The 22,674-nt window shown below is 67.2% G+C and carries 20 protein-coding genes; 11 read left to right on the top strand and 9 right to left on the bottom strand.

Annotation, left to right across the window (positions count from 1 at the left end; genetic code table 11):
* Positions 1–120: 120 nt before the first annotated feature.
* Positions 121–1,839: a cation:proton antiporter gene (locus C5O79_RS19235; RefSeq protein WP_046547652.1), complete on the top strand. Its 1,719-nt coding sequence runs from the start codon at positions 121–123 to the stop codon at positions 1,837–1,839.
* A 194-nt stretch (positions 1,840–2,033) separates the two neighbouring features.
* Here C5O79_RS19235 and C5O79_RS19230 read toward each other — a convergent pair whose 3' ends face one another.
* Positions 2,034–3,932 (bottom strand): penicillin-binding protein 2, encoded by a 1,899-nt coding sequence (locus C5O79_RS19230; protein WP_122475650.1) that lies wholly within the window; start codon positions 3,930–3,932, stop codon positions 2,034–2,036.
* A 421-nt stretch (positions 3,933–4,353) separates the two neighbouring features.
* A complete protein-coding gene (locus tag C5O79_RS19225) occupies positions 4,354–4,698 on the bottom strand; it encodes a DUF3564 family protein (protein WP_039356890.1) in 345 nt (114 codons plus the stop codon).
* A gap of 651 nt (positions 4,699–5,349) precedes the next feature.
* On the opposite strand from C5O79_RS19225, the gene C5O79_RS19220 reads away from it, so the two are divergent.
* Positions 5,350–6,561: an SDR family oxidoreductase gene (locus tag C5O79_RS19220; protein ID WP_047850099.1), complete on the top strand. Its 1,212-nt coding sequence runs from the start codon at positions 5,350–5,352 to the stop codon at positions 6,559–6,561.
* A gap of 55 nt (positions 6,562–6,616) precedes the next feature.
* Here the strand turns inward: C5O79_RS19220 and hpaR are convergent, their stop codons facing one another.
* Positions 6,617–7,057 (bottom strand): homoprotocatechuate degradation operon regulator HpaR, encoded by a 441-nt coding sequence (hpaR, locus tag C5O79_RS19215; RefSeq protein WP_039356885.1) that lies wholly within the window; start codon positions 7,055–7,057, stop codon positions 6,617–6,619.
* A 152-nt stretch (positions 7,058–7,209) separates the two neighbouring features.
* Here hpaR and C5O79_RS19210 point away from each other — a divergent pair, with 152 nt between their 5' ends.
* From C5O79_RS19210 to hpaI, 7 genes are all read left to right on the top strand, one after another.
* Positions 7,210–7,899, top strand: a complete 690-nt coding sequence (locus tag C5O79_RS19210; RefSeq protein WP_122475652.1) for a fumarylacetoacetate hydrolase family protein — start codon at positions 7,210–7,212, stop codon at positions 7,897–7,899.
* Entirely contained in the window at positions 7,896–8,660 is a 765-nt protein-coding gene (locus C5O79_RS19205; RefSeq protein WP_122475654.1) for a fumarylacetoacetate hydrolase family protein, read from the top strand. The genes C5O79_RS19210 and C5O79_RS19205 overlap by 4 nt, the downstream gene beginning before the upstream one ends.
* 22 nt (positions 8,661–8,682) lie before the next feature.
* Positions 8,683–10,146: a 5-carboxymethyl-2-hydroxymuconate semialdehyde dehydrogenase gene (hpaE, locus tag C5O79_RS19200; RefSeq protein ID WP_046547657.1), complete on the top strand. Its 1,464-nt coding sequence runs from the start codon at positions 8,683–8,685 to the stop codon at positions 10,144–10,146.
* A gap of 160 nt (positions 10,147–10,306) precedes the next feature.
* Positions 10,307–11,155, top strand: a complete 849-nt coding sequence (hpaD, locus tag C5O79_RS19195; protein WP_046547658.1) for a 3,4-dihydroxyphenylacetate 2,3-dioxygenase — start codon at positions 10,307–10,309, stop codon at positions 11,153–11,155.
* A 33-nt stretch (positions 11,156–11,188) separates the two neighbouring features.
* Positions 11,189–11,581 carry a 5-carboxymethyl-2-hydroxymuconate Delta-isomerase gene (locus C5O79_RS19190; protein WP_122475657.1) on the top strand — a complete coding sequence of 131 codons (393 nt, stop codon included), beginning with the start codon at positions 11,189–11,191 and terminating at the stop codon, positions 11,579–11,581.
* A 20-nt stretch (positions 11,582–11,601) separates the two neighbouring features.
* The gene (hpaH, locus tag C5O79_RS19185) at positions 11,602–12,405 is read left to right on the top strand and encodes a 2-oxo-hept-4-ene-1,7-dioate hydratase (protein WP_039356866.1); all 804 of its coding nucleotides are present in this window, start codon (positions 11,602–11,604) and stop codon (positions 12,403–12,405) included.
* 12 nt (positions 12,406–12,417) lie between these two features.
* Positions 12,418–13,224: a 4-hydroxy-2-oxoheptanedioate aldolase gene (gene hpaI, locus C5O79_RS19180; RefSeq protein WP_046547660.1), complete on the top strand. Its 807-nt coding sequence runs from the start codon at positions 12,418–12,420 to the stop codon at positions 13,222–13,224.
* 81 nt (positions 13,225–13,305) lie between these two features.
* Here the strand turns inward: hpaI and C5O79_RS19175 are convergent, their stop codons facing one another.
* Positions 13,306–14,097 carry a helix-turn-helix transcriptional regulator gene (locus C5O79_RS19175; protein ID WP_122475659.1) on the bottom strand — a complete coding sequence of 264 codons (792 nt, stop codon included), beginning with the start codon at positions 14,095–14,097 and terminating at the stop codon, positions 13,306–13,308.
* Between the two features lie 95 nt (positions 14,098–14,192).
* Here C5O79_RS19175 and C5O79_RS19170 point away from each other — a divergent pair, with 95 nt between their 5' ends.
* Positions 14,193–14,444 carry a hypothetical protein gene (locus tag C5O79_RS19170; protein WP_046547662.1) on the top strand — a complete coding sequence of 84 codons (252 nt, stop codon included), beginning with the start codon at positions 14,193–14,195 and terminating at the stop codon, positions 14,442–14,444.
* A gap of 46 nt (positions 14,445–14,490) precedes the next feature.
* The gene (locus C5O79_RS19165; protein ID WP_122475661.1) at positions 14,491–15,456 is read left to right on the top strand and encodes a zinc-binding alcohol dehydrogenase family protein; all 966 of its coding nucleotides are present in this window, start codon (positions 14,491–14,493) and stop codon (positions 15,454–15,456) included.
* A gap of 181 nt (positions 15,457–15,637) precedes the next feature.
* Here the strand turns inward: C5O79_RS19165 and C5O79_RS19160 are convergent, their stop codons facing one another.
* The 5 genes from C5O79_RS19160 to C5O79_RS19140 all read right to left on the bottom strand — a co-directional run bounded on the left by C5O79_RS19160 (position 15,638) and on the right by C5O79_RS19140 (position 22,638).
* Positions 15,638–16,729: a porin gene (locus C5O79_RS19160; protein ID WP_122475663.1), complete on the bottom strand. Its 1,092-nt coding sequence runs from the start codon at positions 16,727–16,729 to the stop codon at positions 15,638–15,640.
* A gap of 157 nt (positions 16,730–16,886) precedes the next feature.
* Positions 16,887–17,954 carry an ABC transporter ATP-binding protein gene (locus C5O79_RS19155; RefSeq protein ID WP_122475665.1) on the bottom strand — a complete coding sequence of 356 codons (1,068 nt, stop codon included), beginning with the start codon at positions 17,952–17,954 and terminating at the stop codon, positions 16,887–16,889.
* The gene (locus tag C5O79_RS19150; protein WP_046547666.1) at positions 17,947–19,719 is read right to left on the bottom strand and encodes an iron ABC transporter permease; all 1,773 of its coding nucleotides are present in this window, start codon (positions 19,717–19,719) and stop codon (positions 17,947–17,949) included. The genes C5O79_RS19155 and C5O79_RS19150 overlap by 8 nt, the downstream gene beginning before the upstream one ends.
* Positions 19,720–19,831: 112 nt before the next feature.
* Positions 19,832–20,932: an ABC transporter substrate-binding protein gene (locus C5O79_RS19145; RefSeq protein WP_046547667.1), complete on the bottom strand. Its 1,101-nt coding sequence runs from the start codon at positions 20,930–20,932 to the stop codon at positions 19,832–19,834.
* 215 nt (positions 20,933–21,147) lie between these two features.
* Complete coding sequence (locus C5O79_RS19140; protein WP_122475667.1) at positions 21,148–22,638, bottom strand: PLP-dependent aminotransferase family protein; 1,491 nt, start codon at positions 22,636–22,638, stop codon at positions 21,148–21,150.
* Between the last annotated feature and the right edge of the window lie 36 nt (positions 22,639–22,674).

Below are 22,674 nucleotides of genomic sequence, written 5' to 3'. Positions count from 1 at the left end.
CACCCCGCAAAGGCGCGCCACACGTGAATTTTTCGCGGCGGCGCGCCATTTTTCCGCCTCATCCCTTATCCTTTCATTCTTGAACCTTACTAAATAGTTACAAGAACTTCGGGAGGGGGGATGCCTCATGACGTCAGCCTGATTGCGTTGCTCGCGGCCGGTTTCGGTCTCGCGATGGTTTTCGGTTATTTCGCGTCGCTGTTGAAAATGCCGCCGCTCGTCGGCTATCTGCTCGCCGGGATCGTGATCGGCCCCGGCACACCCGGCTTCGTCGGCGACCTGTCGCTCGCGCAGCAGCTCGCCGAAGTCGGCGTGATGCTGCTGATGTTCGGCGTCGGCCTGCATTTCTCGCTCGGCGATCTCCTCGCGGTGCGCAAGATCGCGCTGCCGGGCGCGATCGTCCAGATTACGGTGGCCACGCTGCTCGGCGGCGGGCTCGCGCTCACCTGGGGCTGGAGCGTCGGGGCGGCGCTCGTGTTCGGGCTCGCGCTGTCGGTCGCGAGCACGGTCGTGCTGCTGCGCGCGCTCGAAGGGCGCGGGCTGGTCGAGACGGTCAACGGGCGCATCGCGGTCGGCTGGCTCGTCGTCGAGGATCTCGTGATGGTGCTCGTGCTGGTGCTGTTGCCGCCCGTCGCGGGGCTGCTCGGCGGCACGCCGCCCGGCGACGCGCATGCGGCCGGCGGCAGCGTGTGGGGCACGCTCGGCGTCACGATGCTGAAGGTCGCGGCGTTCATCGCATTGATGCTGGTGGTCGGCAAGCGCGTGTTCCCGCGCATTCTGTGGCTCGTCGCGCGCACGGGCTCGCGCGAGCTGTTCACGCTGTGCATGATCGCGGCCGCGGTCGGTATCGCGTTCGGCGCGGCGAAGCTGTTCGACGTGTCGTTCGCGCTCGGCGCGTTCTTCGCCGGGATGATGATGCGCGAGTCGGAATTCAGCCGACGCGCGGCCGACGAGACGCTGCCGCTGCGCGATGCGTTTTCGGTACTGTTCTTCATTTCGGTCGGGATGCTCTTCGACCCGAAGATCCTGCTCGCGGAGCCGCTGCACGTGATCGAGGTCGCGGCGATCGTGGTGATCGGCAAGACGCTCGCGGCCGTCGCGCTCGTGATCGCGTTCCGCTATCCGCTGAATACCGCGCTGACGGTCGGTGCGGGTCTCGCGCAGATCGGCGAGTTCTCGTTCATCCTCGCCGGCCTCGGCCGTGCGCTCGGGCTGCTGTCGGCCGAGGGGCAGAGCCTGATTCTGGCCGTCGCGCTGATCTCGATCGCGATGAACACGCTGCTGTTCGCGATGATCGATCCGGCGCTCGCGTGGATCCGCAAGCATTCGGCGTTCGCGCGCAAGCTCGAAGCCCGCGACGATCCGCTCGCCGCGCTGCCGATGTCGACGCCGCAGACGCACCTGACCGGGCAGGTCGTGATCGTCGGCTACGGCAAGGTCGGTACGCGAATCGCGCACGCGCTGGACGAGCGCGGCATCGCGTATGTCGTCGTCGAGCAGAATCGCGAGCTCGTCGAGAAACTGCGTGAGGAAGGTGTTGCGGCCGTGTCGGGCGACGCGATCGAGCCGATCGTGCTCGTGCAGGCGCATATCGCACGCGCCGGGATGCTGGTCGTCACGCTGCCCGACGTATTCGACGTGCGGCAGATCGTCGAGATCTCGCGCACCTTGAACCCGGCGATCGAGGTCGTGCTGTGCACGAACAGCGGCGACGAGGCCGCGCTGCTGTCGAATGAGGGCATCGGCACCGTGTTCATGGGCGAGTCCGAACTGGCGCGCGGGATGACCGAGCACGTGCTCGGCAGGATGACGAAGCCGGCTGCGGCCGCTGCGCATTGACGGCGCGCGGCATCGCGCCGCGCGCCGGGCAACGCGCGGCGGCCCGGGCGGGCCGAGGCGCGAATAAATGGTCGGAGGAGGCGGCGGGAACGCTCAAATGATGCGCGGCGTTCCTGGAAAGCGGGACGGTGCCCGATGACGAGGAAGTCTGAGGCGGCGACGAGGCCGGCGGCGCGTCGCGCGGGCTGCGCCGATCAACCCGCCGCCGTGTTTGCCTGCACTGGCGCTCTCGACGGCGCGGCAGTCTTCAGCGGTGCAGCGCTTTTCGGCGCAGCGGCCGTTTTTGCCGGCGTCGCCGCCGCTTTCGGTGCAGCCACCGTCTTTTGCGGCGCAACGGCCTTTGCCGGCGGCGTCTTCTCGGGCTCGACCGGCGCGTCGGGCGGCACGCCGAGCAACTGCAGCGAGCCGCTCGTGACCGACGCGAATACCGGGCCGGCCACGGTGCCGCCGTAATAGCCCTTGCCGCGCGGCTCGTCGATCATCACCGCGACGATCAGGCGCGGGTTGCTCATCGGCGCCATCCCCGCGAACAGCGCGCGGTACTTGCCCTTCGCATAGGTCGCGCCGACCTGCTTGCGCGCGGTACCCGTCTTGCCGCCGATCCGGTAGCCGTCGACGCGCGCGCGGCGCCCCGTGCCGCCTTCGCCGACCGCCATCTCGAGCATCGAGCGGATCGCCGCGGCCGTTTGCGGCGACGTCACGCGGTGGCCGCGATGCGCGTCGATCGTCTGCTGGTCGGTGCCGTTCTTCAGCAGCGACACCGGGTGCAGCGTGCCGTCGCCGGCATAGGCCGTGTAGGTCTGCGCGATCTGCAGCAGCGACATCGACAGGCCGTAGCCGTACGCCATCGTCGCCTGCTCGATCGGCCGCCAGCGCTTGTAGCCGCGCAGCCGGCCCGACGCGACGCCCGGGAACGTCAGTTCCGGCGCACGGCCGATCCCGTATTCCTGGTATTTGTTCCAGATCGTTTCGGCGGGCAGGTTCAAGGCGAGCTTCGCGAGCGCGACGTTGCTCGACTTCTGCAGCGCCTGCGACACCGTCAGCGACCCGTGGTTCGACGTGTCGTGGATCACGGCCGGGCCGATCTTGTAGGTGCCCGGCGACGTGTTGATGATCGTGTTCGGCGTGACCTTGCGCTCGTCGATCGACAGCGCGACGACGAGCGGCTTGATCGTCGAGCCCGGCTCGAACGTGTCGATCACCGCACGGTTGCGCAACTGCTGGCCGGTGAGGCGCGCGCGGTCGTTCGGGTCGAAGGTCGGGTAGTTCGCGAGCGCGAGGATCTCGCCGTTCTGCGCGTCGAGCACCACGACGCTGCCGGCCACCGCGTTGTTCTCGACCACGGCCGCCTTGAGCTGGCTGAACGCGAGCTGCTGGATGCGGCGGTCGATCGTCAGTTCGATCGTCGCGCCGTGCTGCGCCGGGACGAGCGGGCGCGTGTCCGACACGATGCGGCCGAGCCGGTCGCGGATCACCTCGCGCTGCCCGGACGTACCCACCAGGCGCGCATTCGCCGCGAGCTCGACGCCTTCCTGCCCCTTGTCCTCGACGTTCGTGAATCCGACCACGTGCGCGGCCGATTCGCCTTCCGGGTAGAAACGCTTCGAATCGGCGATCTGCGTGACGCCGTCGATCGCGAGCTTGTCGAGCTTGCCCGCGGTGTCCGCGTCGACCTGCCGCTTGAGCAGCACGAACGTCTTGTCGTTGCCGAGGCGCCGCTTGACCTCGGCGAGCGGCATGTCGAGCAGCTTCGAGATCTGCGGGTAATCGGTGTCGGCGACCTGTTTCGGGTTCGCCCAGATTTCATAGGTCGACAGGCTGACGGCAAGCATCGCGCCGTTGCGATCGACGATGCGCCCGCGCGTCGCGTCGAGCTCGATCGTGCGCTGGTAGCGCTTCTGGCCCTGGCCGACGTAGAACTCCTTGTTCGCGACCTGCACCCAGAAGGCGCGGCCGATCAGCGCGGCGAACGCGAGGAACACGAGGATCACGATCAGCTTCGAGCGCCACATCGGCAGGCGCGATGCAAGCATCGGATTCTTCGTCGCGGTCGCGTACGGATCGGCGGGGTGGGTCTTCTTTTTCACGCTCATGCAATGGCCGGGTCGGGCCGCCCGAGGGCGGTGAGTCAGTCTGAATAATGCGATTGTAATAAATGAGTAAACACCGTGTGGGGAAAGTATGTTCCGGCCCCGAGAAAAAGCGGTTGTCGGCGCGTTGACACTGGGTGGAAACGGGGAAGGGAATGCTGAGGCGGAAGCGACATTTCACCGAAGCAGCAGACGATGAAATTCGGGGGACTCGCGACGTGCAGGTCGGGGGCGGGCGATTTCAGGTACGGATCGATGCCGATCCTCCCCGGTGTGCGATCAATTGATCGGCACGCGGTTATTTCTTTAAACCGGAAAATGAAAAACGCCCCGAATTGGGGCGCCGTTAATGCTGAATATCGAAATGAATATCATTGAAACCGGAATAAACCCGAAAACCGCAGACGAATTACTTCGGTAATTTCTATCGGGCGACGGAAATGAATTCGCGGTATTCCGGCTCGCTCGTGCAACGATCGACAGCCTGCAGTCGCCACGCGCCGGGATGATTGCCGGCGAGTACGGCGGGCCCCTGTTCGCGCTGGGTCGCACCGAACGACAGACCCTTCAACTGGCACACGGCATTCCCGCCGTCGGCCGCGCAGAGCGCCATTGCGCCCTCGACGTCGCGAACCTTGCCCCAGGTCGGAAGATCCAAGCCTTGATGTGCCTCGCGCGACCACAGGCCCTCGTCGGTATCGACCCACAGTACCGCGAAGGCTTGCCGGGTTGCCGATTCGCTGCCATTAATCCGAATGGTGAGGCGCATTGTGATCGTCTCCTAAAAAAATGACACATTCGACCGTTTTGACTTGATCAGTCTAGATAGACTGGTGTGAAACGCAAGTGATAATCCGCAATAAATCCGAATTGAGTTCATTGCGGTTTCAGATGGAACGACGTCTGACGATTCATGGTTATGCCGATGGAGCAGCCGCAAACACACGCGTAGCGGCGATCGCGGTGCCGAGGGGAGGATGGCCGGCCATCGAGACATGGGATGACATGGCCGCGAGGCGCGTCGATCGGTCGCGCCTGACTCGCCGGGGAAACCCGGCCGACCGGGCGACGCCCCACCGTCGGAACGCGGGCCGACCGGATGTCGCGGCATGTTGGCGGCGCGCCCGGTACGACACACTCCGACAATCCCGTACAAATCGGCACACTTTCGCGAAACTTTCGGGACAGACTTGCTTGCGGTCGGGCCCCACACTGGGGTCTTCCCGATCCAGTGCCGCGGACGCCCGTCCTCGGCGGCTGCCGCCGCCTCGTGCCAGAGACGCGATCGACGCGATCGCGGGCCGCACGCCCGATCGGGACTGCCGGGGCGCGCGTCAGGCCCCGGCCCGGCCGGTGAGCCGTGCGCAGCCCGCAACCGCGGGCGTCGCGCCGCCCGGCCGACTCTTCGAAGGAGACTATCGTGCTGATCTGGAAAACCGCGTTGTCGCTCAACTGGCGGACGAGCCTCGTGTCGCCGGCCAGCGCACCGGTCGCGGCGGCGAACGTCGGGCGGCTGGTGCTGACCGGCGCAACCGGCTTCATCGGCAGTACCGTACTGACGGCGCTCGTCAATGCGGGGCTGCTCGACCGCATCGTGTGTGTCGTGCGTGCGCAGGATCGCGGTCACGCCGTTGCGCGGCTGCGCGAAGCGGCGCTGCGCGCGGGGCTGGCGCCGTACTGGGCGTCACGCCTGACCGATGCGAACGTGATCGTCGGCGCGCTAGGCGACGTGTGGCAGGGCGCTGACGCGCCGCGCCTCGCCGCCGCGACGCACGTGATCCATTGCGCAGGCCATGCGTCGCCGGCCGACGGCGCGCACCTGCGGGCCGACATCGCCGACGCGGTGCGTTTCGCGGAGCGCTTCGCCCGGGCGCCGCGCCTGCAGCGCTTCGTGTACGTCGGCACGGCCTATGCGCACGCGGGCCGCGGCGGGATCGTGCAGGAGCAAGCCGCGGCCGACGCGGCGAACGACGTCGCGCGCGACGCAGAAGGCTTGCCGGGTGCGGTGCTCGCGGCGGACTACCTGCATGCGAAGGTCGAGACCGAGCAGCGCCTGCGGGCGCTCGGGCTGCCGCTCGTCGTGGTGCGGCCGTCGCATGTGGTCGGCCACACGGTGCTCGGCACGCGGCCCGCGCCGAATTCGTTCTGGATGTTCCGGCTCGCGCATGCCGCGCGCCGCTTCACCGCGCGGCCGATGACGCGTATCGACATCGTGTCGGTGGACGACGTGGCGCGTGCGACGATGCTGCTGGCCGTCAAGCCGACGCTCGCGCACGACCTGTATCACGTGTCGGCCGGCGACGAGGCGCCGCAGGTCGCGCAGATCGTGCGTGCGATGGACGAGGCGGCGGGGATGACGGGCGCGCCGCGCTACGCGGCGTGTGCGCCGGCCGAGTTGCCGCTCGTGGTGCGCGATGTGCTCGGGCGGACCGATCCGGCACTCGAACGCGTGATCGGCCGGGCACTGCAGCGCTGCGGGGAATTCGCGACGGTCGATCGCGTGTTCGACAACCGCCGCGTGCGCGACGAAATCGATTTCGAGCCGTTGCCGTTCATCGATTACGTCGAGGAATGCATGCGCACGTCGCGTGGCGTGGCCGTGACCGAACTGATGCGCGGCGCGGTGCACTGATCGCCCGCGCCGCACCGGCGCCCGTTCCCGCGGCTGGCGGGAATGGGCGCCGTTTTCACGTGTTGCCGCCGAGCTCGATGAGCCGGTCGAGCGCGCGATAGATGTCTTCGAGGCCGTCCTGGCCGAATCGCGATTCGAGCTGCCGGTACTGCTCGTCGATCCGCGGACCGATTTCCGTGACCAGTTTCCTGCTTTGCGGCGTCAGGCTGACCAACAGCCGGCGCTGATCTTCCTGCGCGCGCGTGCGCGTGATCAGGCCGTCGCGCTCCATCCGTTCCAGCACGCCCGTGAGGCTCGGGCTCAGGATGCAGCAGCGCCGTGCGATCTGTCCCGCTTCGAGCGCCTGCGCCGGTTCGCCGTCGAGCACGCGGATGATCCGCCATTGCTGTTCGGTCAGCGCGAATTCCTTGAGAATGGGGCGAAACAGACCCATCAGCGTTTCGCGGGCCTCGAGCAGCAGCATGGCCAGGTTGCGGTGGTCGAGCGTACGGTTCATCGGGGAGAGCAGAGGACGGGGACGCATCAATCTTAACAGCCGCGGGTAGTGAATTTCGCCTATCAGGGTAATCGAGGTTGCCAGCGTTCGATTGTTTACTTAAGATATTAACTATTGACGATGCGCCGCGACGCGCGGCAGGGGAATGACGCATGGAGCTGTCTTGCACGACCGCCGCGGCGCCGCCGTTGCCGGTCGCCATCGGTACCGTCTACGGTGCGCTGCTCAACGAGCGCGCGGCGCTCGATGCGCTCGGCGACGCCGTGAACGCACCGCCTTACGGCCGGCCGCCGCAGGCGCCGATCCTGTACATCAAGCCCGCCAACACGCATGCGAGCGACGGCGCGGCCGTCGTCGTGCCGGCCGGCGTCGACGCGCTGGAGATCGGCGCGTCGGTGGCCGTCGTGTTCGCCCGCCGCGCGACGCGCGTGCCGGCCGAACGGGCGCTCGACCATGTGCACGGCTTCACGCTCGCAAGCGATGTGTCGGTGCCGCATCCCGACTACTACCGCCCGGCCGTGCGCTTCAAGTGCCGCGATGGTTTCTGCCCATTGGGCCCGGTCATCGTTCCGGTTGCCGCGCTCGACGATGTCGACGCGATCGGCCTGACCGTGCGGATCGACGGCGAGGTGGCCGTGTCCGCTTCGACGGCCACGCTGATTCGCCCGGTGCGCGAGCTGATCGCCGACGTGACGGCTTTCATGTCGTTCGATGCGGGCGATGTCCTGCTGCTCGGCGTTGCCGGCGGCGCGCCGCGTGCCCGCGCGGGCAGCACGATCGAGATCGCCGCGGCGGGCATCGGCACGTTGCGGCACACGTTGATGGCGGAGGAACCACGATGAAGACGGCGCGCGTGATCTACAACGGCGCACTGCATGCGGCCGAACCGGCCGGCGACGGTGCGATCCGCCTCGATACGGGGCGCGTCGTCGCGGAAGAGCGGGTCGAATGGCTGCCGCCCGTCGCGCCGCGCACGACGTTCGCGCTCGGTCTCAACTACGCCGACCACGCGAAGGAGCTCGCGTTCAAGGCACCGAGCGAGCCGCTGATCTTCCTGAAGGGGCCGAACACGTTCATCGGCCACCGGTCGCGCACCGTGCGCCCGGCGGATGCCACTCACATGCATTACGAATGCGAGCTGGCCGTCGTGATCGGCCGGCCTGCGCGCAACGTAAGCCGCGCGCAGGCGCTCGACTACGTGGCCGGCTATACGGTTGCGAACGACTACGCGATCCGCGACTATCTCGAGAACTACTACCGTCCGAACCTGCGCGTGAAGAACCTCGACACCTGCACGCCGCTCGGGCCGTGGTTCGTGAGCCGCGACGAGATCGGCGACGCGGGCGACCTGACACTGCGCACGACGGTGAACGGCCGGGAGACGCAGCGCGGCAGCACGCGCGACATGATCTTCGACGTGCCGGCGTTGATCGAACACATCAGCGGTTTCATGACGCTCTCGCCGGGCGACCTGATCCTCACCGGCACGCCCGAGGGGCTGGCGGACACGAAGCCGGGCGACGAGGTCGTGACCGAGATCGAAGGGATTGGCCGGCTCGTGAACACGATCGTCGGCGAAGCAGACTACTATCGCGCCGGCTGAGCCCGTCGCCCAAGGAGAGAGCATGACCATCAAGCACTGGATCGACGGCCGGGAAGTCGAGAGCCGCGAGCGGTTCACGACGCTGAATCCCGCGACGGGCGATGTCATCACCGACGTCGCGTCGGGCGGCGAGGCCGAAGTCGACGCGGCCGTGCGCGCGGCGAAGGAAGCGTTCCCGAAATGGGCGGGCACGCCGGCGAAGGAGCGCGCGAAGCTGATGCGCAAGCTCGGCGAGCTGATCGAGAAGAACGTGCCGATGCTCGCGGCGCTGGAGACGCAGGACACCGGCCTGCCGATCGCGCAGACCAGCAAGCAGCTGATTCCGCGCGCGTCCGAGAACTTCAACTTCTTCGCGGAAGTGTGCGTGCAGATGAACGGCCGCACCTATCCGGTCGACGACCAGATGCTGAACTACACGCTGTACCAGCCGGTCGGTGTGTGTGCGCTGGTGTCGCCGTGGAACGTGCCGTTCATGACCGCGACCTGGAAGACGGCGCCGTGTCTCGCGCTCGGCAACACGGCCGTGCTGAAGATGTCGGAACTGTCGCCGCTGACGGCCGACCAGCTCGGTCGCCTCGCGCTCGAAGCCGGCATTCCGCCCGGCGTGCTCAACGTGGTGCAGGGCTATGGCGCGACGGCCGGCGATGCCCTCGTGCGCCATCCGGACGTGCGTGCGGTGTCGTTCACGGGCGGCACGGTGACCGGCAAGCGGATCATGGAGCGTGCCGGTCTCAAGAAGTATTCGATGGAGCTTGGCGGCAAGTCGCCGGTGCTGATCTTCGACGATGCCGATTTCGACCGCGCGCTCGATGCATCGCTGTTCACGATCTTCTCGATCAACGGCGAACGCTGCACGGCCGGCTCGCGGATCTTCGTGCAGCGCACGATCTACGACCGTTTCGTGCAGGAATTCGCGCGCCGCGCGAACAATCTGGTGGTCGGCGATCCGTCCGATCCGGCCACGAACCTCGGCGCGATGATCACGCGCCAGCACTGGGAGAAGGTGACGGGCTATATCCGCATCGGCGAGCAGGAAGGCGCGCGCGTGGTCGCGGGCGGCGCGGACAAGCCGGCGGGCCTGCCCGACCATCTGCGCAACGGCAACTTCGTGCGGCCGACCGTGCTGGCCGACGTCGACAACCGGATGCGCGTCGCGCAGGAAGAGATCTTCGGGCCGGTCGCGTGCCTGATCCCGTTCGAGGACGAGGAAGAAGGGCTGCGGCTCGCGAACGACACGTCGTACGGGCTGGCTTCGTACATCTGGACGCAGGATGTCGGCAAGGTGCATCGTCTCGCGCGCGGAATCGAGGCCGGGATGGTGTTCGTGAACAGCCAGAACGTGCGCGACCTGCGCCAGCCGTTCGGCGGCGTGAAGGAATCGGGTACCGGGCGCGAGGGCGGCGAGTACAGTTTCGAGGTGTTCGCGGAGATCAAGAACGTGTGCATCTCGATGGGTTCGCACCACATTCCGCGCTGGGGCGTGTGACGGGCGCGGGTCGTCCGGCAGCGCGAATGATTCTTTGGCCGGCAAGCCGGCCGAGCATGGGGCTGGAGTAAGCGCTAAAGCGCTAACTCCAACCGACCGCGAAGCATGGGGTTGGAGTAAGCGCTAAAGCGCTAACTCCAACCGACAGGAGACTTGAACGATGGGCAAACTGTCCCTCGCCGCGAAGATCACGCACGTGCCGTCGATGTACCTGTCGGAAATGCCCGGCAGGCATCACGGCTGCCGCGAAGCGGCGATCCGCGGCCATCAACTGATCGGCGAGCGCTGCCGCGCGCTCGGCGTCGACACGATCGTCGTGTCGGACGTGCACTGGCTCGTCAACGCCGGCTATCACGTGAACTGCAATGCGCAGTTCTCGGGCACGTACACGAGCAACGAGCTGCCGCATTTCATCCGCGACATGCAATACGCGTATCCGGGCAACCCGGCGCTCGGCCGGCTGATCGCCGAGACGGCCACCGAGCGCGGGATCGCGACCCGCGCGCACGAGATCGACAGCCTCGAACTCGAATACGGCACGCTCGTGCCGATGCGCTACATGAACGCCGACCAGCACTTCAAGGTCGTGTCGATCGCCGGGTGGTGCATGTGGCATCAGCTCGACGAAAGCCGGCGCTTCGGCGAGGCGCTGCTCGAAGCGATCGAGAAGAGCGATTCGAACGTCGCGTTTCTCGCGAGCGGTTCGTTGTCGCATCGTTTCAACGACAACGGCAGCCCCGAGGAATCGATTCACGAGATCAGCCGCGAATTCTTCCGGCAGGTCGACCTGCGCGTGGTCGAGCTGTGGAAGCAAGGCGATTTCAAGACCTTCTGCGCGATGCTGCCCGAGTACAACACGCATTGCCACGGCGAAGGCGGGATGCACGACACGGCGATGCTGCTCGGCTTGCTCGGCTGGGATCGATACGACAAGCCTGTCGAGATCGTCACCGACTACTTTGCAAGTTCGGGAACCGGGCAGATCAATGCGATCTTTCCGTTGTCCTGAACGCTGCGCCACGCCTTCGACAGGAGACCAGCCATGCCCCATATCGTCGTCGAGTACACCGCGAACATCCGCGACGACGCGCACATTCCCGCGCTGCTGCGCACGATCAACGCCACGCTGATCGCGCAGGGCGGCGTGTTCCCGACGGGCGGCATCCGTTCGCGCGCGATCGAGCTGCAGGACTATTGCGTGGCCGACGGCACGGAGGACGACGCGTTCGTCCACGTGACGCTCAAGATCGGCTCGGGCCGCACCGACGAGCAGAAAAAGGCCGCGTGCGATGCACTGTTCGACGCAATCAAGACGCATTTCGCGGCGCTTTACGCGAAACGCTACCTGGCGCTGTCGATGGAACTGACCGAGTTCAGCGAAAGCGGCTCGTACAAGCACAACAACATCCATGCCCGCTACAAGCGGGCAGGATGAACCCCATTCCCGATCCGACCATGCTCGAACCCGCCATCATCGACCAGCTTGCGCGGCGTCTGCACGACGCCGAGCGCGAGCGCACGCAGATCCGCCAGATCTCGCTCGACCATCCCGACATCACGATCGACGACGCGTATGCGATCCAGCGCACGTGGGTCGCCCTCAAGCTCGCGGAAGGCCGCACGCTGAAGGGCCACAAGATCGGCCTGACGTCGAAGGCGATGCAGAACACGTCGCAGATCGACGAGCCCGACTACGGCGCACTGCTCGACGACATGTTTTTCGCCGACGGCGGCACGATTCCCACCGGCCGCTTCATCGTGCCGCGCGTCGAGGTCGAGCTCGCGTTCGTGCTCGGCAAGCGGCTGACCGGCCCGGACTGCACGATCTTCGACGTGTACGACGCGGTCGACTACGTGGTGCCGGCGCTCGAGATCATCGACGCGCGCAGCCAGTCGATCGACCCCGACACGAAACGGCCGCGCAAGGTGTTCGACACGATCGCCGACAACGCGGCGAACGCGGGCGTCGTGATCGGCGGGCGGCCCGTGAAGCCGCAGGACGTCGACCTGCGCTGGGTCGCGGCGATCATGTCGCGCAACGGCGTGGTCGAGGAAACGGGCGTCGCGGCCGGAGTGTTGAACCATCCGGCGAACGGCGTCGCTTGGCTCGCGAACCGGCTGGCGCGCTTCGACGTCGCGCTGGAACCGGGGCAGATCGTCCTCGGCGGCTCGTTCACGCGGCCGTGCGCGGCGCGCCCGGGCGACACGTTCAGCGTCGACTACGGCCCGCTCGGGACGATCCAGTGCTACTTCGAATGAGGTAAGCGAACGATGCAGATTCCTTCGAATGTCTTCAAGACCGCGCTCGCGCGTGGCGACGCGCAGATCGGGCTGTGGCTCGGGCTCGCGAATCCGTACAGCGCAGAGGTGGTCGCGGGCGCTGGTTTCGACTGGCTGCTGATCGACGGCGAGCATGCGCCGAACACGGTGCCGACGATCCTCGCGCAACTGCAGGCGATCGCGCCGTATCCGTCACATCCGGTCGTGCGCGTGCCGTGGAACGATCCGGTGATCGTCAAGCAGGTGCTCGACCTCGGCGCACAGACGTTGCTGGTGCCGATGGTGCAGAGCGCCGACGAGGCGCGCGCGGCGGTGGCGGCGACGCGTTATCCGCCGCATGGGATTCGTGGCGTGGGCAGTGCGCTCGCGCGTGCGTCGCGGTGGAATCGCGTCGGTGACTACCTGCATCGCGCGAACGACGAGATGGCCGTGCTCGTGCAGGTCGAGACGCGGGCGGGGCTCGAGGCGATCGATGCGATTGCGCGGGTCGAAGGTGTGGACGGCGTGTTCATCGGGCCGGCGGATCTCGCCGCTGATCTCGGGCATCTCGGCAATCCGGGGCATCCGGACGTGCAGGCCGCGATCGACGGCGCGATTCGGACGATCAAGGCGGCCGGCAAGGCGCCGGGCATTCTGAGCGCTGACGAGGCGGCCGCGCGGCGCTATCTGGAGGCGGGGGCGTTGTTCGTCGCGGTCGGTGTCGATACGACGCTGCTGGCGAGGAGTGCGGAGCGGTTGGCTGCGCAGTTCAAGGGGAACGGCGGCGAGGCCGTGAAGAAGGGCGACGGGACGTATTGACGCAATGGCGGCGGCTGGCGTTTTCCGTCTACCGGGCGCCAGCCTTCCGCACGGCGGATTCACCTCTGCAGGTCGCCACGCTTATTTTTCTCCACGGCGCCCTGTTTCCATATACCTCCCCGGCGTCGTCCCCAACGCGCGCCGAAACATGTCGATGAACGCGCTCACGTTGTCGTACCCGAGATCGAGCGCGATCGTCGTCACCGGCGAGCCATCGGCAATGCGCTCCAGCGCCCGCTGCAGCCTGGCCTGCTGACGCCACTGCGCGAACGTCAGCCCCGTTTCCGCGACGAAGCGGCGGCTCATCGTCCGCGCGCTGATGCCCGCCCATTCGGCCCATTCCTCCAGCCGCCGGTTGTCCGCGAGATCCGCGGCAAGTGCATCTGTAATCCTCATCAACCGCGGGTCCTGCGGCCGTACCAGCCCAAGCGCCTCGACTTCCGATGACGCGATTTCATCGAGGATCACGTCGGCGATCCGCGTCTGCGCGGCATCCAGCGCCGCACCGTCCCAACTCGCCGCGCGCTGCACGGCCTCGCGCAGCAGCGGCGTCGTGCGGATCGCACGCGGCGTATCCGGCAGCGCCGCGCAGCGTGCCTCGGCAACGAACGCCGACCAGCCGGAAATCGGCCCGAACGAGTGCAGCGAATGCCGGCAATGCGGCGGAATCCAGATCGCGTGGATCGCCGGCACGACCCAGTCCTGGTCGTCGAGACCGATCGTCAGCAGCCCGCTCAACGCGCCGACGAGCTGGCCACGCGCATGCGAGTGGGGTGGCGTCACGCGCGGGTCGCGTTGCGACAGGACGGCTGCGACGACGAACGGGCCGTCGTCGGACGTGACGAATCGAGCGGGCAGGAGTGGATCGGACATGGCCGGATATCGGTATCGAATGGCTGTTATACCGGAGATTGGCCGGATTCGCACGCCTACACTGCGTCCATCGATGACAACCGGAGTACGACACGATGCGAGCCGAACAGATGCTTCCCGACCATGCCGACCGGATCGAAGCCGACGGAACGACGATCCGCAAGGGGACCGTCGGCGCGTTCCTGGTCAATGCGCGGGTGCTGACCGACCCGAACGCCGCGCCCGCCGACCGGGCGCGCGCGGAAGCCGACACGATCGATGCATTGCCCGCGTTGCGTGCACTTGGCCTGTTCGACGTGCTGGACGTACGCGATCCCGCGCTGCGTGCGTGGCTCGATGCGCGATGACGCGCGTCGCGATCTTTGACCGAGACCCCCGATTCAAGGAGTCACCATGAAAGCAGCAGTCGTGACGGGCGCCGGCGCGCGTCCCGTCCATATGGAATTCGACGCGCCGCGCGCGATGCCGGACCACCGCCTGATCGACGTGACGGCGTCCGCGCTGAGCCGGATCGCGCAGGGGCGGGCGTCCGGCACGCATTACTCGTCGGACGGGCGTTATCCGTTCGTCGTCGGCGTCGACGGCGTCGGCCGCTCCGACGACGGGCAGCGCGTCTATTTCTTCGGCGCACCCGCACCATTCGGTGCGATGGCCGAGCGCACGATCGTGCCCGATACGCGGTGCGTGCCGTTGCCCGACGGGCTCGACGACGTGACGGCCGCGGCGATCGCGATTCCCGGGATGTCGTCATGGGCCGCGCTGACCGAGCGTGCGGGGCTCGTCGCGGGCGAGACGGTGCTCGTCAACGGCGCGACGGGTACGTCGGGGCGGCTGGCGGTTCGGATCGCGAAGCATCTCGGTGCCGCGAAAGTGATCGCGACCGGACGCAATGCGGCCGCGCTGCAGGCGTTGCTGAGATCGGGCGCGGATGCCGTCGTGTCGTTGCAGCAGGACGACGTGCATCTGGCGCGTGCGCTCGAGCCGCATTTCCGCGCCGGCGTGGATGTCGTTCTCGACTATCTGTGGGGGAGCAGCGCGCGGGCATTGCTGGTTACTGCCGCGAGGGCGACGCCCGACGGCTGTCGGCTGCGCTTCGTACAGATCGGCTCGATCGGCGGTGCCGATGTGCTGCTGCCGGGCGCGGTGTTGCGGGCGACCGCGATCGAGCTGATGGGTAGCGGCCTCGGCAGTGTGCCGCTGCCGCGCCTGCTGGCCTCGGTGCGGGGCGTATTCGACGCGGTCGGCCAGGCGGGCCTGGCGATCGAGACGCGGGCAGTGCCGCTGGCGGACGTCGGCGTGCATTGGGGCGATACGAGCAGCCTCGTACGATCGGTGTTCACGATGGGCGAGGACAGATGAAGAAAAGGCGGCGCACCGCGTGGCCGAACACACGTCGGGCACCGTTTGCGCAGGCGTTTCTCGTCAGCATTCCGATGGGTCCGGCGAGCACGCTTCGTGCAATAACCCAGTGCAGGGCGGCCCGTCGCGAGCGAGCCGGAGACGCGGCACGCAACACGCGTGCCGCCGCCCTTCGTCAGCCTCAGAACCGCTGCTGAATCCCGGCCGTCACCCCGACCTGCGTGGTGCCGTATCCATTGAAATCGCGCGATACACCGACCTTCTGCCCATGCTTTCCGATCGCGAATGCGCCGGCTGCGTACAGCACCGTGCGCTTCGACAGCGCGTATTGCGCGCGCATCGACACGAGCGTCGGATCGGCATCCGTGCCGCCCTTGATGTTCTGGTGATACACGGCGCCGATCAACGAGAACGTCGGCGTGAACTGGTATGAGCCGCCGACCCAATACATGTCGCTCAACTGGTTCGCGGCGCTCGTACGATGCGTGCGCTTGTAGTTGCGGTAGCCGGCCATCGTCTTCAGGTTGCCGAAGTCGTAGCTCAGGCCGGCATGGATGCCCTGGATATAGTTGACGGTATCGGCCGGCGTGACGCTGTCGGCGGCGCCGTTCTGCCGGTCGAACGTGACGACGGCGGCGAACGGGCCGGTTTCGTAGCCGAGCGCGAAATCATACTTGGAACTGGTCTTCACGCTGCCGGGCACGTTGCCGAAGCCGTACAGCGCGCCGAACTTGAAGCCGCTGAATTCGCCGTCGTAGCGTACGGCGTTGGATGAGCGCGAGAAGATGCCGTCCTTGCGCCCGCCGGTCGCCATCGACGACGATGCCCATGAGTAGTTCTGCGAATAACCCATCGGGTCGAACGGCATCATGTAGTCGTACGTGACGGTGAAGTTGCGGCCGAGCGTCAGTTCGCCCCATTTGCCTTTCAGGCCGACCGTCGCGCGCCGCGCGAAGATCGAGTCCGGGCCGTCGTCGGACGCGCCGTTCGCGAGATCGATGCCGCTTTCGAGCCGGAACACCGCCTTCAGCCCGCCGCCGAGATCCTCGACGCCGCGCAAGCCCCAGCGCGACGTGTTCTTGTTGCCCGACTTGAGCTTGACAGAATTGCCGCCTTCCGGCGCCGCGTGGTTCGCGAATTCGATGCCGGCGTCCATGATCCCGTAGATCGTGACCGACGACTGCGCGTGCGCGACAGGCGCGGCGAGGCAGGCGGCCGCAGCCGAACCGGTGAGGACTACTGTTCGAATGGAACGTTCTGCGCGTGACTTCATTTTGACGGTGTCTCCGTGGTTGTTTTAGGCGGGGTGAAACAGAAAACGGGTCTTCGGCGTGCCATCGGCGGACGCCATGAAGCGTCCGCCGTTGCGAGTTGCAAACGGATGCGCGCCTGACTGCCTGCGCGACGGCGAGCGAGCCGCCGCGATCGGGTCAGCCCGCTTTCGCGAACGCCCAGCAGTCGTTGGCCGGGAATTCGATCCAGTGCTTGCCGGCCGCGCGCGGCACATGGCCGAACGCGCGCAGGCGCATTTCGCCGCAATGGAACAGGTATTCCCAGCGATCGCCGAGATACATCGACGTGACGAGATCGGCCTGCAGCCGGTTCGCGCCCGGGCCGTCGGCGACCTGCACGCGCTCGAGGCGAATCACGGCCTGCGCGTCCTGGCCCGGCGCGAAGGTGTCGCGGGCGAGCGCCTGCAGTTCCCAGCCGTCGCCGGCGAGCGTCACGCGTTCGCCGTCAATGGCAGCGACACGCGCATCGATCCGGTTGTTGCTGCCCATGAACTCGGCCGTGTACAGCGAGCGCGGCGCGCCGTACAGCTCGGCCGGCGTGCCTTCCTGCTCGATACGGCCGTTGCGCAGCAGCAGGATGCGGTCGGACATCGCCATCGCCTCGGTCTGGTCGTGCGTCACGCACAGGGCCGACAGCCCGAGCGACACGATCAGCTCGCGCAGCCACGCGCGTGCTTCCTCGCGCAGCTTCGCGTCGAGGTTCGACAGCGGCTCGTCGAGCAGGATCACCGGCGGGTTGTAGACGAGCGCGCGCGCAATCGCGACGCGCTGCTGCTGGCCGCCCGACAGCTGGTGCGGAAAGCGCTCCGCGAGATGGCCGAGGCCGAGCTGGTCGAGCGCGCTCTGCACGCGGCGCTTCTGCTCGGCCGGTGCGACGCGGCGCAGCTTCAGCCCGTAGCCGACGTTGTCGGCGACGGTGCGGTGCGGCCACAGCGCATACGACTGGAACACGAGCCCGAGCGAGCGCTGCTCGACGGGCAGGTCGACGCGGTTCGCGCCGTCGAAGAACACGCGGTCGTCGAGCTGAATGCGGCCGTCGGACGGCTGTTCGAGGCCGGCCACCGCGCGCAGCAGCGTGGTCTTGCCGCTGCCCGACGCACCGAGCAGGCACACGACTTCGCCGGCCTTCAGTTCGAACGACACGCCCTTGAGGATCGGATTGGCGCCGTAGCTGAGGTGCAGATCGTCGACGATGAGCTTATCCATGAAGTTTCACTCCGAAGCGCAGGGCCACGCCGAGACCGGCGCCGACCATCGCGATGTTGATGACAGAAAGCGCGGCAACCTGGTCGACGGCGCCGGTCGCCCACAGCGACACGAGCAGCGCGCCGATCACTTCGGTGCCGGGCGACAGCAGGTAGACGGCCGTCGAGTATTCGCGCTCGAAGATCATGAAGATCAGCAGCCAGGCAGCGAGCAGGCCGAAGCGCACGAGCGGCAGCGTCACGTCGAGCGACACGCGGCTGCGCGTGGCGCCGACGCTGCGGCCCGCTTCCTCGAGCTCGGGGCCGACCTGCAGCAGCGCGCTCTGGATGAGCCGCATCCCGTACGCGAGCCACACGACCGTATACGCGATCCAGATGCTCCACATCGAATTCTTGAGCTCGCGCAGGCCCGGTACGAACAGGAAGATCCACAGGAACGCGAGGCCGGCGAGCAGGCCGGGCACCGCGCGCGGCAGCAGCACGAGGTAGTCGAGCAGCTTGGTCGCCCAGTCGGGGCGGCGGTGGCCGGCGAACGCGACGAGCGAGTAGAAGCCGATCGCGAGCGCGCCGCCGATCACGCCGATGCCGAGCGTGTTGACGATCGCGCGCACCAGGTTGTCCTGCTCGAACAGCTCGACGAAGTTAGCCAGCGTCAGCACCTCGGCGAGCGCGACGCCTTCGCCCCAGTTGGTGACGAACGCGCGCAGCACGATGCCCGAGATCGGCACGATCACGGTCAGCATCAGCCACAGTGCGACGATCGCGAGCGCCACCCAGCGCCACACGCCGAGCGGCAGCACCGTCGCGCGGCCGGCCTTGCCCTTCACGGTGACGAAGCGGTTGGCCGTCTTCAGCAGGCGGCGCTGCAGCAGCACGAGCGGGAACGTGATCGCGACGATGCACACGGCGACCGCGGCCATCAGGTGATACGACGGCACGCCGAGCTTGTTGGTCAGCTTGTACAGGTAGGTCGCGAGCACGAGGTGGCCTTCCGGATCGCCGAGCACGAGCGGCAACCCGAACACCTCGAAGCCGAGGAAGAACACCAGCACGCCGGCGAACAGCAGCGCGGGCATCGTCATCGGCAGGCTCACGTCGAGCGCGACGCGGAACGGGCGGGCGCCCGTCACGCGCGCGGCTTCCTCGACGTCCGAGCCGAGGTTGCGCAGCGCGGCCGACGAGTACAGGTACACGTGCGGCACGTGCGTGAGGCCGACGATCACCGTGATCGCGAAGACCGAGTACACATTCCAGGGCACGTTCTGCACCCCGAACAGTTCCTTGAACCACACGGAGTAGAAGCCGACCGGGCCGGCCGCGACCACGTAGCCGAACGCGAGCACCATCGGCGACACGAACACCGGCGTGAGCAGCAGCGGTTCGAGCCAGCGGCGGCCTGGCAGGTCGGTGCGCACCATCAGGAACGCGAGGATGCCGCCGAGCGGGATCGAGATGAACAGCATCCCGCCGGCGATGATGAACGAGTTCTTCACGGCCGACCAGAAATCGGGATCGCTGAAGACGAAACGGAAGCCCTCGATGCCGAGCGTCTTGTTCGCATCGAAGAACGGCGCGGACAGCAGGCTCTGGAACAGGATGAAGCCGAGCGGCAGCGCGACCGCGATGGTCAGTACCGCGACGACGATCCAGCGCAGCATGCCGGCGAGCGGCTGCAGGCTGCTGACCGGCAGCGCGGGAATCGCGCCGCGCGGGCCGGTGGCGGGCGGAACGGCCGGTGCCGTGCCGCGTGTGCTGGTTGAAAGCATGAGTTCGCCCCTGCGGCCATCCGGATGGCCGCCTCTAGGAAGTCGGTATGGGGAAGAGGCCGCCCGCGCGACGTGGCGGGCGGCCATTGGCCGGCCGAAGCCGATCAGCGGATCAGCTCTTGATCGCCTGCTGCCATTGCTTCAGGAACGCGAGCCGCTTCGACTGGTCGAGATAGACGAGCAGGCCGGTGCCGATCTGGATCGGCTTCAGCGAATCGCCGAGTTCCTTCGTGAGGCTCGCGGCCGACGTCTCGCCGGTCACGTCCGCACGGATCGCGAACAGGTTCGCCTGGTTTGCGATCAGGGTCTGGCCGCGCTTCGACAGCAGGTAGTCCACCCACAGCTTGGCGGCGTTCGGGTTTTTCGCCTTCTTCGAGATCGTCGCGAGGCGGCTCACGATCTGTGTGTAGTCCTTCGGAAAAACATAGCCGATGGACTTGTCCTTCTTCGCCTTCGCGTACGCATACGAACCGATGATGTTGTAGCCGATCAGGTTCTCGCCCGACGAGATCCGCTCCATCATCGCGCCGGTGCTCGACTGCAGTTTCGGGCCGGTCGCGCCGATCGCCTTCACGAGTTCCCACGTGACCTTTTCGTTCAGGTGCGCGTCCTGCGTCAGCGCGTTGAAGCCAACGCCGGATTTCTCGACGTCGTACGTCGTGAGCTTGCCCTTGAACTTGTCCGGTTGCGACGCGAGCAGCTTGATCAGCTCGGCGCGCGTCTTCGGCACTTCGTTCTCGGGGATCAGGCGCTTGTTGTAGACGATCGCGAGCGGCTCGAACGTCGTGCCGTACGCCTGCTTCTGGTACTGCGCCCATTGCGGCACGTTCGCGCTTTCGGGGGAATCGTACGACGCCATCAGGCCGTCGTTGACGAGCTTGACCTGCAGGTCCATCGCCGAGCTCCACAGTACGTCGGCGCTGGTGCTGCTCGCCGCGTTCTCGCTGATGTAGCGGTTGTACAGCTCGGTGCTGTTCATGTCGTTGTACTCGACCTTCACGCCGTACAGGCTTTCGAAGTCCTTGATCAGCGGGCGCACGAGGCCCGTGTCGGTCGTCGAGTAGACGATCAGCTTGCCTTCCTTCTTCGCGGCGTCGATCACGCCCTGGTAGCTCCCCGGATACCCGGCCGGAACCTGCGCGGCGGCGCTGCCGGCGGCAGTGCCCAGAACGACCGCCAGCGCGGCGGCGAGGTGCTTCGGTGCAAACGGCATGTCTTCCTCCAGTTACGTCTAGGTGTTGTTCGAGTGGAGCGGATGTTAATTGCGGGGCACTTTCAGCCCGCTTTCATTTCTGTTCACAATCGTGTTGTTCGTATCATGGATTTCCCGAGGTCGAAGCGGCGGCCGCGCGCTTTGCAGCGCTCGGCAACGATCCGGAAATGGCGGGAAGCGGGTGCCGGCGGGCGCGGCAAGGGTGGAAGGGGCGGTCAGGCGGGTAGCGCGAGCAGCTTGCCGAGCAGCCGGCCGCCGAGGCGCGCGTGCGCGGCCGTCAGCGCGGAATACCCGACGACGACACCCGCTTCGCACCGGGCGCTTCGACTGAATGCGCGAATCGGCTGCAATTCGATACCGCTCGCCTGGGCCTGCGCGACATACGTCGCGTCGTCCATCCCGGGCGGCAGCCACAGCACGAAATGAAAGCCCGCGTGCTCGCCGGACACCGTGTACCGTCCGCCGGCGTGTTTCGCCAACTGGTCGAGCACGATGTCGCGCCGCTGGCGGTACGCGTGACGCGCGGCGCGCAGGTGCTTCGCGAAATCGCCGTGGCCGATGAAGCGGGCCAGCGCCAGTTGGGGCGCCACGCCGACCGAGCGCGCGGTCGCATGCCACACGGCCGACAGCGCCGGCCGCAATTCCGCCGGCACGACCATGAAGCCGATGCGCAGCCCCGAGAACAGCGTCTTGTTGAACGAGCCGCAGTAGATCACGCGGTCGCACGCATCGAGCGATTTCAGCGCGGGCAGCGGGGCGGTCTGGTAGCTGAATTCGCCGTCGTAGTCGTCCTCGATGATCCATGCGCGGGTGCGCTGCGCCCAGTCGAGCAGTTCGAGCCGGCGCGACACCGACATCGTCACACCCAGCGGCGCCTGATGGGCCGGCGTCACGTAGGCCGCGCGCGCATCGGGATGCCGCTCCAGCGACGCCGTGTCGATGCCTTCGCGATCCACCGGCACGTCGAGCACGGTCGCGCCCGCGATCGTGAAGATCTGCCATGCCGACACATAGCCGGGATCCTCCATCAGCACCGTCGAGCCGGGCGTGAGCAGCGTGCGCGCGACGAGATCGATCGAATGCCGGATGCCGGTCGTGATGAAGATGTCGCCAGCGTCGCACGGGATGCCGCGGTATTCCCGCAGGTACGCGGCGATTTCATTGCGCAGGCTCTCGACGCCTTGCGCCGGCGTGGCCCCGAGGTCGTTCGCGGTCGCGGCCAGCAGGCTGGCTCCGAGCGCCTTCTTCCATTGCTGCATCGGCAGCAGGCCGGGATCGGCAAGCCGTGCGACGAACGGGACGCCCGGACGCACGCCTTGTTCCGGCACTGCGTCGTCGGTCGGCCGTACCGGCGCGGGGCGTGCGCCGGAAGGGAGGAGGCCGTTGGTGTCGCGCGATTGCACGGTCGCGCGCAGATAGCTGTCCGGCACCACCGCGCATACCCTCGACCCGGACCCTTGCGTGCGGGCGATGTAGCCCTCGGAGCACAGCCGGTCGTACGCCGCTTCGACCGTCCCCCGGGCGACGCCCCAGCGCGCCGCGAGCGTGCGGCTGGACGGCAGCGGGCTGTCGCCGGGCAGCAGGCGCTTCAGGATCGCGTCGCGCAGCGCGTCGGCTATGCACTCCTGTTTCGATTGCGGACTGCCCGTGGACAGCCCGGCCGGGCACGGCAGGTCAAGCGGAATCGCGGTTTTGCCTCGCGGCATAGTGGTCCAGTCGATTATGGATTTAATGGCACTTCA

Origin of the sequence: Burkholderia sp. SRS-25 (assembly GCF_004343765.1) — a bacterium.
Classification (GTDB): Bacteria; Pseudomonadota; Gammaproteobacteria; order Burkholderiales; family Burkholderiaceae; genus Burkholderia; species Burkholderia contaminans.
The sequence above is the reverse complement of the archived record's forward strand: the minus strand, read 5'-3'. Positions and strand labels throughout refer to the sequence as shown.